The following is an 11,786-nucleotide window of genomic DNA, read 5'->3' on the forward strand; positions in this document are numbered from 1 at the left end:
GGTTCCGTCCTCAAACGCCGGACGGGCTGGGTTTGGCCGGGCGGCATATCAAGCCTGCCCGGCGATTGAGGGCATCTTCCAGCCTGCCCGGCGATTGAGGGCGGAACCGGTTCGCCGGACGGGCCGGGTTTCCCCATGGTGCGGGGCCCCGCCCCGCCCCGCCCCGCCCCGCGTCAGCGAAGCGCGTCCGCGACCTCGCGGGCCGCGTCGACCACCCGGGGCCCGACCCGTTCCGGGACCGCGTCCGCGAGCATCACCACTCCGACGCTGCCCTCGACCCCCGTCACCCCCATCAGCGCGGCCGCAGCCCCGCTGGCCCCCGCTTCGAGCTCGCCGTGGGTGAGGGTGAAGGCCGTCTCACCCACCGGCTTCTGCCGTGCGGCGAGGATCGCCCGGCCCGCGGCGCCCCGGTCGAGCGGATGACGGAAGCCGGCCCGGTAGGCCACGTGGTAATCCGTCCACGTCGGTTCGACGACCGCGACCGCGAGCGCGTCCGAGCCGTCGACCAGCGTGAGGTGGGCCGTGGCCCCGATGTCCTCGGCCAGGGAGCGCAGCGCGGGCAGCGCGGCCTCCCGTACGAGGGGGTGCACCTGGCGGCCCAGGCGCAGCACGCCCAGGCCGACTCTTGCCCGGCCGCCCAGGTCGCGGCGGATCAGGGTGTGCTGTTCCAGGGTGGCGAGCAGACGGTAGACCACGGTGCGGTTCACGCCGAGTTTGTTGGACAACTCGGTGACCGTCAGGCCGTGGTCGGTGTCGGCGAGCAGTTTGAGGACACGCAGTCCTCGGTCGAGCGTCTGGGAGGTCTCCGCGGTCACGACGCCCTCTCCTCTTTGGTGAGCGGCGGCGGCTGGTTCCCACGGATTGTGCGCCACCGGTCCCAGCGGCGACGCACGGAGAGGCCGCCGGCCTGGCCAAGGCACCGGCTGCGCTCCGCGGCGGCGTTGCCACGGGGCGTTCACATTTTTGGGACAGTAGCGAGCCAGTCCGCTCAGCGGAAGACCTCGTCCAGAATCCGGGCGCTCGCGGAAAACGGCTTGTGCCGGAAGAACATAAGTGCCGGTCAGCGGGGCGCCGGCCGATCGGCGCGCATCTACGCGCGTCCAGGTCGGCCGACTCCCTCGCGACGCTCCGTACACCGGAGGTGAACCGGCGTTAACTCACTGTGAACAATTGCTGGACAGTTTTTCCGTTCACGAGTACCTCGCAGGCCCTGATGGACTTCGTCGCCGGGTCCCGGACGGTGAAGTTGAGGGCGAACGTGCCGTCGAGTCCGATGATCCGGGTGACGTAGGAGTCGGAGGTCTGCTTCCCGTCGGCGGTGCGTCCGGTGACGGAGACCGTGGCGACGGGTGCGAAGCCCCGGCCGGTCACCTGGACGACCGTGCCGGGCGGTCCTTCGGGCGGAGAGAGCGCGAAGGAGGCCCCGGACGGGGCGCTGCCGTCCTGCACGGTGAAGGCGGCCGTCTCGGTACGCGGATTGACGAGGACCTCGCGGACCCGGAGGGCGACGGTGTCGGCCGCGTTGACGGTGAAGGTCTGCGAGAACGCCCCGTCGAGGCCGACCACCTTGGTCCGCACCGAGTCGGAGGTCTGCGAGCCGTCGGCCCGCAGACCGACGATCGACACGGTCGCCACCTTCGCGAAGCCCTGCCCGAGAACGGTGACGGAGGTGCCCTTCGGCCCGGCCGACGGGGTGAGGACGACGAAGGTCGGGGCGACCGTGAGCTGGGTCAGGGCCTGCGAACCGCCGGCGGTGACCCGGAGCGCGTAGACGCCGCGGGCGGTGGACCCGGCGGCGGTGACCGTACCCGAGAGGGTGCCGTCGGCGGCGATGCGCAGGGTGGAGCCGCTGATCCCGGCCGCGTTGCAGCCGCTGCCGTCGGTCGCGCAGAGTGCGGCGGAGGGGGCGACGCCGGAGGGCCAGCCCCCGCCGGACACACCGATCGACCCGCCGGGTTTGACCTTCGCCGTGCCCGCGGAGAGCGTCGCGGTGGCCTCGGTCACGGTGAACGGCGCGGTCAGTACGGTGGCCGGATCATTGCCCTCGTCGACCTGGACGGCGGCGATCGCCGGGTCCGAGACGGTGAAGTCCACGGCGAACGTGCCGTCGGGCCGGCTCTTCACATAGACGGCGGTGTCGTCGAGCGTCGCGCCGTTGGCGTCGAGACCGACGGTGTTGATCCACCGGTCCTGGTAGTAGTCGCTGCCGGTGACGGAGATGACGCTGCCGACCGGCCCGCTGCTGCGGGAGAGCACGATCGCGCGGGGCGCGTCGGGGACGAAGGCCTGGACGGTCAGGGGCGCGGTCGCCTCCTTCGTGCCGTCGCCGACCTTCAGGAGGTACGAGCCGTCCGGCACCGCACCCGCCGCCGCGAGCACGGCGCTGCCGGTCAGCTGACCGGAGCCGTTGATCGCAAGGGAGTTCTCGGCGAACTTCGCGGCGTCGCAGCCGCCGCCGTCCGCCGCGCAGAGCGACGGTACCGGGGTGGCGCCCGCGGTCCAGCGGCTGCCCGACAGGGTGACGGAGGTGGACGGCCGGACCGGCGTGGTGGGAGCGATGAGGGTGGCCGGCTGCCCGGCGCTGCCCTCCGCCGTCACGGTGCCGATGGAGCCGCCGCCCGCGGTGACCTCGCAGGTCGTCGTGTAGTTGGAGCCGAGCACCTTGGTGCGGGTGATGTTGCGCAGCGGGGTGAAGGTGATCGGGCCGCTCGCGTTGGCGGGGATGAGGAAGTCCCCTTCGTACGGCGGGATCTCGATCGGTTTCCCGGACGGGATGTCGAGCGTGACCTCGGGTCCGGTGACGGTGACCGTGCCGGTGGCCCCGCCGGACATGGCGAGGTCGAGGCTCGGGGTGGTGGGCACGTCGTTGAGGCTGAGTCCGCTGGTGGCGGGCGACGGGCCGAGGGTCACCTTCGCGTGGACCTTGCCGCCCGGGTCGACGACGTCGGGCGTCAGCTCGACGCCGAACTGCTGCGATCCGTCCGCCTGGCCCTGACCGGCGGGCAGGGTGCAGTGGACGGTCGGGGTGATGGTGCCGGCGTGGGCGAGCGGGGCGAGGGCGACGGTTCCCCCGGTCCAGACGAGTACGGCTCCGGCGCCGAGGGCGACGGCTCGCCGTAAGGCCGAGCGGCCCGGTCCTCTCGTACTGCCGGATCTGCGATGCGCGAACATGCGGCTCCTCCAATGGAAACGGAATGTGACTGGTCCGAATGCGGAATGGACGACGCCCGCCTGCTCCATTGCTGTACGGAACAGGCGGGCGTCGGCGGGACTTTCCCCTGGCGTCCCCTTACAAGAGGGTGAGTGTCAGGGTGGCGCTGTAATCTCCGGGGCGGGTGAATTCGGGAACGGTGAGCGCGAGGCCGGCTTCGGCGTCGAACTTCCCGCCGGTGAACGGACGCGATCCGTCCGGATTCATCCGGCAGAGGCTCGCCGCCTCGCTCCCGAGCACCGTGGGCGATCCGGCGACGGGTGATCCCACGCTCCCGTCCTGTGCCGTACAGGCGGGCGCCCACCGCACCGCACCGGCCGGGATGGTGTTCCCGTCGGTGCTCGTGAAGCCGGTGAGGGTGGCGGTCAGTGACCAGCCGCTGTTGACGCCGCGGGCGTCCTGCACCTCCACCCGGTTGAGGTGGGCCCTCTGTACCCCGCTGTCCGCGCCCAGCACCGTCGTACCGAAGTCGACGCTGTCACCGTCCTGGGTCATGGACAGGGTCCCCGCCCTGACCTGGGTACTCAGTCGCTGCTCGGCCGTGCTGCCGTCCCCGCCGCCACCGGTGGTGACGGTGAACGGTGCGGTGCGCACCGTCGCCGGGTCGTTGCCCTCGTCGGCCTGGACGGCCACGACGGCATCGGAGATGACGGTGAAGTCGACGGCGAAGGTGCCGTCCGTGCCGCTCTTGACGTAGACCGCGCTGTCGTCGAGCCCGGTGCCCGAGGCATCGAGGCCGATGACGTTGATCCAGCGGTCCGGGTTGTAGTTCTGGCCGCTGACGGTGATCACGCTGCCGACCGGGCCGCTGTCCGGCGTCAGCGCTATCTCCCGGTTGCCGGCCGCGACGGCCTGGACGGTGAGGGGGGCGGTGGCCTCCTTCGTGCCGTCGTTGACCTTCACCTCGTAGCTGCCGTCCGGTACCGCCCCGGCCTCGCCGAGGGTCGCGGTGCCGGTGAGCGTGCCGTAGGCGTCGATCCGCAGGGTGTGGGAGGTGAACTTCAGCGGATCGCAGCCACCACCGCCCACCGCGCAGAGCGACGGTACGGGGGAGGCGCCGGGGGTCCAGCCCGAACCTCCCAGTTCCACGGCCGTGTGGGGCCGCACGGGGTCGCCGGGCGCGGTCAGCGTGGCGGGATCGGTGGCCGAACCCTCCACGGTGACGGTGCCGACACTGCCGCCGCCGTCGACGACGTCGCAGGGCGTCTCGAAGACCGATCCGAGCACCTTGGTCTGCGTCAGCGTGCGGATGGGAGCGAGCGAGACCTCGCCGGAGGCGTCCACCGGCACCAGGAAGTCGCCCTCGTACACGGGGATCTCGATGGGCGTCCCGGCCGGGATGTCCATGGTGAACTCCGCGCCCCGCACGGTGACGGTGCCGGTGGCCCCGCCGGACATCGCGAGGTCGAGACTGGGGATCGTCGGTACGTCGTCCAGGGCGAGGGCGCTGGTGGCCGGGGACGGGCCGAGGGTCACCTTCGCGTGCACCTTGCCGCCCGGTTCGACGACGGCGGGCGACAGCTCGACGGTCATCGCCTGCGGCCCGGTCGCCTCACCCTGGCCCGCGGGCAGGGTGCAGTGGACGGTCGGTGTGATCGTCCCGGCAGCGGCTGCCGGGGCGGGGGCCGGCCGCGGTGCGGCGGTGGCCCCGGCGCAGCCCAGTGACAGTACGAAGCAGGCCGCGAGCAGACCGGTCACCCCGGGTCTTCGTCGTCGGATCACCTGACACCCTTTCATGGAGCATTGATTGCGCACATTGAGGAGGTCGGGTGCAGAGAAGTCAAGAGAGACCGAATTGATCCTTTCAGAAATGCCCGAAAAGCATTTCCACAGGCGTTTCCAGCACATCTGTTGACATCTTTGAAGATCACCGTTTCACTGCGACCGACATGCCGGGCCCGGCACGCAGATCCGCACGTACAGCACCGTCATCGAGTACAGCGCGTACGGCGAATCCGCGGAATTCAACCGGAAGGAGTTCCACCCGTCATGTCGATCTCTTCACGCACTGCCTCGGACCGAAGACGTCTCCCGCTGATCCTGGCGGCGGCGTGTTCGACCGGCGCCCTGCTCGCCCTGTCGTCGCCGATGGCCTCGGCGGTGGCCCCGGCCACCGCGACCGCCACGTTCAACTGCGGCTCCTGGGGCAGTGGCAGCGCCACCCTCACCGCCGCCGACAACGGCACCACCAAGTCCATCAAGCTCAACTCCTCGGCGATCACGATGCCGGTCGGCACGAGTGCCGATCCGAACAGCATCACGACGACGCTCAAGGTCTCCAAGACCTCGGGCGGCGTCACCAGTCAGGTCCAGTTCTCCGCCAAGGCCAACCCGGGCATGACCTATCCCAACCCGATCACCCTGGGACCGCTGAAGCTCAGCTCCGGCACCCTGGCGGCCGGTGACAGCACCGACTCCGTGGTGCTGTCGCCTCCCGCGACCACCACCAACTGGTCACTGATGATCGTGACCTCGTCCCCGACGTCCGCCACCGTGCCGTGTGTGACGACGTCCGCCCAGTCCGCTCCGTTCGTCTGGTAGCGGTCCGCGCATGACGCCGGCCCGGGGCGAGGACGGTGGTCCCTGCCCCGGGCCGGTGCCCGTGCGCCGCGCGGCGGCTCAGGTCATGCGGGTGGCCCACTCCTGGACCTTCTTGATCCGCTGCTCGATCTGGCCGGCCGTGGCCTCCGCGCTCGGCGGCCCGCCGCACACCCGCCGCAGCTCGGTGTGGATGACCCCGTGCGGCTTGCCGCTCTGGTGCGTGTAGGCCGACACCATGGTGTTCAGCTGCTTGCGCAGCCCGAGCAGCTGCTTGTGCGTGACCACCGGCCGGTCCTCGGCCGGCTTCTCCAGCAGATCGGCCTCCGAGGCCGGCTTCTGGCGGCTGTGGGCGATCTGCCGGGTCTGCCGCTTCTGGAGCAGCAGCTGCACCTGGTCGGGTTCGAGCAGCCCGGGAATGCCGAGGTAGTCCTGCTCCTCCTCGCTGCCCGGGTGTGCCTGCATGCCGAACTCGGCACCGTCGTACAGCACCCGGTCGAAGACCGCGTCGGACTCCAGCGCCTCGAAGGGCAGCTGCTCCTCGGTCTCCTCGTCCTCCAGCTTCTCGGCGTCGGCGAGGAGCTTGTCCTCCTCGGAGAACGGGTTCTCCTCGTCGCTGCCCTTCTTGGGCTTGTCGAGGACGTGGTCCCGTTCGACCTCCATCTCGTTGGCGAAGTCGAGGAGCATCGGGATGGTGGGTACGAAGACGGAGGCGGTCTCGCCGCGCTTGCGGGAACGCACGAAGCGGCCTACGGCCTGGGCGAAGAAGAGCGGCGTCGAGATGGTGGTGGCGTACACGCCGACGGCCAGGCGTGGCACGTCGACGCCCTCCGACACCATGCGGACCGCGACCATCCAGCGCGATCCGTCCTCGGTGAACTGATCGATCTTCTTCGACGCGGCCTTCTCGTCGGAGAGGACCACGGTCACCTTCTCGCCGGTGACCTTCTTGAGGATCTTGGCGTACTCGCGCGCGGATTCCTGGTCGGTGGCGATGACCAGCCCGCCCGCGTCCGGGATGCCCTTGCGGACCTCGGTGAGCCGTTTGTCGGCGGCGCTGAGCACGTTGGGGATCCAGTCACCGGTGGGCGACAGCGCGGTGCGCCAGGCCTGCCCGATGGCGTCCCTGGTCATCGGCTCGCCGAGCCGGGCGGCGATCTCGTCACCGGCCTTGGTGCGCCAGCGCATGTTGCCGCTGTAGCTGAGGAAGATCACGGGGCGGACGACGCCGTCGGCGAGCGCGTTGCCGTAGCCGTAGGTGTAGTCGGCCGAGGAACGGCGGATGCCGTCGTTGCCCTCCTCGTACGCGACGAAGGGGATCGGGTTGGTGTCGGAGCGGAACGGCGTACCGGTGAGCGCGAGCCGGCGGGTCGCCGGGTCGAACGCCTCCTGGCAGGCCTCGCCCCAGGACTTGGAGTCACCGGCGTGGTGGATCTCGTCGAGGATCACCAGGGTCTTGCGCTGCTCGCACCGGTTGCGGTGCAGCATCGGGCGGACTCCGACGCCCGCGTACGTGACGGCGACCCCGTGGTACTCCTTGCTCACGGGGCCCGCGCTGTACTCGGGGTCGAGCTTGATCCCTATCCGGGCGGCTGCCTCCGCCCACTGCTTCTTCAGGTGCTCGGTGGGCGCGACGACGGTGATCTGCTGCACGACGTGGTGGTGCAGCAGCCATGACGCGAGGGTCAGCGCGAAGGTGGTCTTCCCGGCGCCGGGGGTCGCGACCGCGAGGAAGTCACGCGGCTGCTCCTGGATGTACCTCTCCATGGCGCCCTGCTGCCAGGCTCGCAGCTTGCCGGCCGTACCCCAGGGGGCGCGGCCGGGAAAGGCGGGTGAGAGGTGGTGGGAGGCGGTAGTAGTCACGGTCTCCGGTTCGGGTCTCTCGGGTACGTGTGGTGCTGTCCGCACGGACCGGGACGGGCCCGTGCGCGATACGACAACCGGGCCACCTTACCGGGGGGCGGGGTGCGATCCGGCTCGGACTGCGCCGCCCCGCACGGAATTGCGACGGCTCTCACACCTCGTCGACGACCAGTTCGCGCAGCCCCTGAGAGATGACCTTGACCTCATCCATTTCACCCGTGGCGACCGCGATGACCAGGCGTTCCGCTGCGTCGATGTCGGGGCGGAGATCGACCCCGTTCATCGCCAGGAAGGTCACGCACGACAGCCAGGCGGTACGTTTGTTGCCGTCGAAGAGCGGGCGGTTGATCGCCAGGGACTGCAGAAGAGCGGCTGCCTTGTCGACGACGTCCGGATACGCCTCCTCGCCGAACATGGCCGCGGACGGCCGATGGGCGGCCGACTCCAGGAGTCCGATGTCGCGAACCACGATCTGCATGTCCGAGCACGCGTGCTCGGCGATGACAAGAATGTCTTCGGCAGCCAGGTAGATGCAGCTCACTTGAGCCGCTCCATGAGCTCACTCCACTTGGCCGCCTGCTCCTTCGCCGTCTTGCGGACGATGGCCTGCTGAGCGGTCCGGGCCAGGTAGTCGTCCACGGCCTGGAGCAATATGGCGTGCATGCTCGTGCCCTCCTGCTCGGCTCGCTGCTTGAGGGCTTCGGTCTGGTCGTCACGAAGACGCAGGTTCATAGCCATACCAAAACGGTACCACCAGGTGGGGCCAGACTGGTACCAGTTAAGACTCCGTCCGCACCCGCGTAGCCACCCACGCCCCCACCAGCGCCACCCCCGCCATCGGCAGGAAGACCACCGCGAAGGCCCCCGGGTGCGAGCCGGAGGCGCCCGCCTCCACCGCGTCGTGGACGGCGCCCACCGCTCCCCCGCCGAGTGCCGCGAACGCCGCGCCGCCCGCTGCCAGGAGCAGGACGTTGGAGAGGCCGTCGGAGATCTGGAGCGCCGCGGAGTTCGCCCCGGCCTCCTCGGGCGCGGAGAGCTTCAGCAGCAGCACGCTCGTCGAGGCGATCACCACGCCCATGCCGAAGCAGCCCACGGCCCAGGCCACCGCGACCGTCCAGACCGGCACCCCGTCGATCAGCACGGTGGGCGCGGCCGCGATCGCCGCGGCGACCAGCACCATGCCGCCCACCATCAGCCGCTCGCGGTGCGGCTCCAGGCGCGGCCGGGACTGTACGTACGAGCCCAGCGCCCAGGTCCCGCCGCCGGCGGCGAGCGAGAGGCCGGCCATCGTCGGGGACAGTCCGCGCTGGGTGACCAGCATCAGCGGGACGAACGATTCGGCCGCGATGAACGACCCGGCCGCCACTCCGCGCAGCAGTACCACCGAGGGCAGCCCACGTGCCGCGCGGCCGGTGCCCGGGGGCAGCAGGCCGCGGATCGCGGGGACGAGCAGGGCGAAGCCGGCGGCGGCCGGCAGCAGGGAGAACCAGTTCCGCTCCTGGCCGGCGTACTGGAGCAGTCCGGCGCCCAGCGAGATGCCCAGGGCCAGCGCGATGCGCCGGCGGTCGTACGGCACGGCGGGCGCCGACGGGTCGGCGGGACCGGACGCCGTACGCCGGATCGCGGGCAGCGCGAGCGCCAGCGGGAAGACCACCAGGACCGGGATGCCGACGAAGACCCAGCGCCAGCCGAGGTGCTCGGTCACGCTCCCGGAGGCCAGCGGCCCGACGACCGAGGGGATCACCCAGCTCGCGGCGAACGCGGCCAGGATCGACGGCCGCAGCCGCTCCGGGTAGGCCCGGCTGATCACCACGTACAGCGCGACGATCACCAGCCCGCCGCCGAGCCCCTGCACCGCCCGGCCGGCGATGAACATCCACATGGTGCCCGCGGTCCCGGACAGCAGCAGCCCCGCCCCGAAGGCGCTGATCCCGGCGGCGAGCGGGGCCAGCGGGCCGCGCCGGTCGGCCCACTGGCCGGACAGCACCATGGCGAAGAGGCTGGTGGTGAAGTACGCGGAGAACGCGAACGCGTACAGCGGGATGCCGTGCAGCTCACGGGCGGCGACCGGCATCGCGGTCCCCACCGCGGTCGCCTCGAAGGCGATCAGGAACACGACGGAGACGATGCCGATGCTGAGCGCCCGGTAGCTCCGCCCGAGGACGCCCTCGGGTGCCGGGTCGACCGCTGCCCCCGGTATGTCGTCGGTGGCTTCGGGGCGGGGCGAGACATCGGCGTCACGCGGTTCCAGGACGGTCATGAGCCCAAGAGTAAGGGGCGAAATCCGTCGTGAACCCTGTCGCGGGTCGCCCCCGTCCTCGTCCCTTGATCGTAGGTCCGCCCGGGGAAACGTGAACGCCGTATGGCAGTCGCGTTGCACGGCGGCCCGCACCCTTGAACCGCCGGCCGCGCCGGGCCTACGGTCGGGTCACAGAACAACGCACGACCGTGTGCCCGAGAGGTTCAGGGGCTCGACTGCAACTCGAGTTACACCGGTTCGAATCCGGTCACGGTCTCCACGCACCACCGCCCGCCCCTCGCACGGAAGCGCAGAGGGGCGGGCGGCGGCATGTACGGGCAGAGGCGGTCAGGAGGCGACCGGCGCCGCGTCGTCCTCGTGCAGCGCTTCCTTCACCATCTCCCGCAGCTGCTCCTCGTCCGCGTTGCTGAGCGAGGTCTGCACGAGCTGTCCGCCGAACTTGGCGATCTCGGGGACGACCTTGTCGCGGGCCGCGGTCCGCACCAGCACGAAGACGGCCGCGGCACCGGGCTTGAGGCTGGTGCTGACCTCCTTCATGAAGCCGTCGTCCACGCCGGTGTCGGTCACCGCCCCGCCCGCGGCACCCGCGGCCGCGCCGACCGCCGCCCCCAGGAACGGCACGAGGAAGAGCAGCCCGATGACGCTCCCCCACAGCGCGCCGCCCACCGCACCGGTGGCGGTGTGGTTGTTGGCCTGGTGCAGCTTGATCTTCCCGTCGCTCGCGCGCCGCTCCACGACGACCACGTCCTCCAGCTCGACGAGGTGCTCGCGGTTCAGCGACAGCAGCTTGTCGCGGACCTGGTCGGCGGTGGCGAGATCCTCGTAGGCGATGACGAACAGATTGCTCATACGGCTGACTCCTCATCCGGGGGGGGCGTTACGGCACTCAGTATATGAATATACGACATTGTGGACACCCGAACGGCCCCCGCGCCTCGCCCATGAGAATTCCGGTCCTGATCGCTGAGTAGGCTGCCCCTGTTCCGATGACGTCCGGGGGGATATCCGTTCATGCCTGTGCCGCGCCTTGCTCCGTCCCGGCAGATCGGCCCCTACCTCGTCGTCGCACGGCTGGACCCGACGGACCACGACGCCGCCGCCGTTCCCGAGCAGCGGTTCATCGCCCGCGCCCCGGACGGCGAGCGGACCGTGCTGGTGAGCACGCCCCTGGACTCCACCGATCCGGGCCGGTTCCTCACCGAGGCACAGGCCGCCCGGTTCCTGCTCGGCCCGTGGGCCGCCCCCGTCACCGAGCACGCCGAGCCCGGCGCGGCCGTGTGGTGCGCGCGCCCGTACATCCCCGCACTTCCCCTCCCGACGGCCCTGGCCGTCAACGGCGGGCCGCTGCCCGAGGAGACGCTGCGCGTCCTGGGCCGCTGCCTCGCCGAGACGCTGGCCACCGCGCACGCGGCCGGGGTGACCCACGCCGGGGTGTCGCCCGCCGCCGTACTGCTGGCCGGGGACGGACCGCGGCTCACCTGCTTCGGCGCGGCGCGCACCGCAGCCGAGGACGGCACATCCAGGTCGGGGCTCCCCGGCCTCGACCCCGGCAGCCTCCCGCCCGAACAGGCCGCCGGCGGACGCCCGCGGCCTCCCGGCGACCTCTACGCCCTGGGCGCGGTCCTCGCGTACGCGGCCACCGGCCACACCGTCCCCGACCGGGACGAGCTCCCCCTCCTGCTGCGCCCGCTCGTGTCCGCCTGCCTCGCGCGCGACCCCGCCGCCCGCCCCCGGGCGACCGACGTCCTGGAGGCCCTCGCGCCGCCGGCCGGCGCCGCCCCGGTCGCCACCGTCCTGGAGCCCGGATCCGAGGCGGGCGCGCTGCGGCTGCCCGGCCGGGTGGTCGCGGCCATCGCCCGGCAGTCCGCGGAGATCCTCGCCGCCGATGTACACCCGCACCCCGGAGCCTGACCG

The 11,786-nt window shown here is 71.3% G+C and carries 10 protein-coding genes and 1 tRNA gene; 3 read left to right on the plus strand and 8 right to left on the minus strand.

Annotation, left to right across the window (positions count from 1 at the left end; translation table 11 throughout):
• Window positions 1-173: 173 nt before the first annotated feature.
• From OG782_RS13415 to OG782_RS13425, 3 genes are all read right to left on the minus strand, one after another.
• Window positions 174-815 (minus strand): IclR family transcriptional regulator, encoded by a 642-nt coding sequence (locus OG782_RS13415; RefSeq protein WP_266779352.1) that lies wholly within the window; start codon window positions 813-815, stop codon window positions 174-176.
• Between the two features lie 337 nt (window positions 816-1,152).
• Window positions 1,153-3,171: a hypothetical protein gene (locus OG782_RS13420; RefSeq protein WP_406450615.1), complete on the minus strand. Its 2,019-nt coding sequence runs from the start codon at window positions 3,169-3,171 to the stop codon at window positions 1,153-1,155.
• 118 nt (window positions 3,172-3,289) lie between these two features.
• Window positions 3,290-4,933 carry a WxL domain-containing protein gene (locus OG782_RS13425; protein WP_406450617.1) on the minus strand — a complete coding sequence of 548 codons (1,644 nt, stop codon included), beginning with the start codon at window positions 4,931-4,933 and terminating at the stop codon, window positions 3,290-3,292.
• A 267-nt stretch (window positions 4,934-5,200) separates the two neighbouring features.
• Between OG782_RS13425 and OG782_RS13430 the strand changes: the two genes are divergently transcribed.
• The gene (locus tag OG782_RS13430) at window positions 5,201-5,752 is read left to right on the plus strand and encodes a hypothetical protein (RefSeq protein ID WP_406450619.1); all 552 of its coding nucleotides are present in this window, start codon (window positions 5,201-5,203) and stop codon (window positions 5,750-5,752) included.
• 78 nt (window positions 5,753-5,830) lie between these two features.
• Here the strand turns inward: OG782_RS13430 and OG782_RS13435 are convergent, their stop codons facing one another.
• From OG782_RS13435 to OG782_RS13450, 4 genes are all read right to left on the minus strand, one after another.
• A complete protein-coding gene (locus OG782_RS13435) occupies window positions 5,831-7,612 on the minus strand; it encodes a DEAD/DEAH box helicase (protein ID WP_406450621.1) in 1,782 nt (593 codons plus the stop codon).
• 151 nt (window positions 7,613-7,763) lie between these two features.
• Window positions 7,764-8,153, minus strand: a complete 390-nt coding sequence (locus OG782_RS13440; RefSeq protein WP_406450623.1) for a type II toxin-antitoxin system death-on-curing family toxin — start codon at window positions 8,151-8,153, stop codon at window positions 7,764-7,766.
• The gene (locus tag OG782_RS13445; protein WP_026290595.1) at window positions 8,150-8,350 is read right to left on the minus strand and encodes a ribbon-helix-helix protein, CopG family; all 201 of its coding nucleotides are present in this window, start codon (window positions 8,348-8,350) and stop codon (window positions 8,150-8,152) included. The genes OG782_RS13440 and OG782_RS13445 overlap by 4 nt, the downstream gene beginning before the upstream one ends.
• Window positions 8,351-8,390: 40 nt before the next feature.
• Window positions 8,391-9,872 carry an MFS transporter gene (locus tag OG782_RS13450; RefSeq protein WP_406450625.1) on the minus strand — a complete coding sequence of 494 codons (1,482 nt, stop codon included), beginning with the start codon at window positions 9,870-9,872 and terminating at the stop codon, window positions 8,391-8,393.
• A 184-nt stretch (window positions 9,873-10,056) separates the two neighbouring features.
• Here OG782_RS13450 and OG782_RS13455 point away from each other — a divergent pair.
• Window positions 10,057-10,131: transfer RNA gene (locus OG782_RS13455), tRNA-Cys, on the plus strand.
• Window positions 10,132-10,199: 68 nt separating this feature from the next.
• Here OG782_RS13455 and OG782_RS13460 read toward each other — a convergent pair.
• A complete protein-coding gene (locus tag OG782_RS13460; protein ID WP_406450627.1) occupies window positions 10,200-10,721 on the minus strand; it encodes a DUF1269 domain-containing protein in 522 nt (173 codons plus the stop codon).
• 162 nt (window positions 10,722-10,883) lie between these two features.
• Between OG782_RS13460 and OG782_RS13465 the strand changes: the two genes are divergently transcribed.
• Window positions 10,884-11,783, plus strand: a complete 900-nt coding sequence (locus tag OG782_RS13465) for a serine/threonine protein kinase (RefSeq protein WP_406450629.1) — start codon at window positions 10,884-10,886, stop codon at window positions 11,781-11,783.
• Window positions 11,784-11,786 lie beyond the last annotated feature (3 nt).

It is taken from the genome of Streptomyces sp. NBC_00876, assembly GCF_045207435.1.
Lineage (GTDB): Bacteria > Actinomycetota > Actinomycetes > Streptomycetales > Streptomycetaceae > Streptomyces.

Bases quoted from the DNA above. Each gene is read 5' to 3' on its own strand.
- OG782_RS13465 (WP_406450629.1), top strand. From the start codon at position 10,884: ATGCCTGTGCCGCGCCTTGCTCCGTCCCGGCAGATCGGCCCCTACCTC.
- OG782_RS13420 (WP_406450615.1), bottom strand. From the start codon at position 3,171: ATGTTCGCGCATCGCAGATCCGGCAGTACGAGAGGACCGGGCCGCTCG.
- OG782_RS13445 (WP_026290595.1), bottom strand. From the start codon at position 8,350: ATGGCTATGAACCTGCGTCTTCGTGACGACCAGACCGAAGCCCTCAAG.
- OG782_RS13460 (WP_406450627.1), bottom strand. From the start codon at position 10,721: ATGAGCAATCTGTTCGTCATCGCCTACGAGGATCTCGCCACCGCCGAC.
- OG782_RS13450 (WP_406450625.1), bottom strand. From the start codon at position 9,872: ATGACCGTCCTGGAACCGCGTGACGCCGATGTCTCGCCCCGCCCCGAA.
- OG782_RS13430 (WP_406450619.1), top strand. From the start codon at position 5,201: ATGTCGATCTCTTCACGCACTGCCTCGGACCGAAGACGTCTCCCGCTG.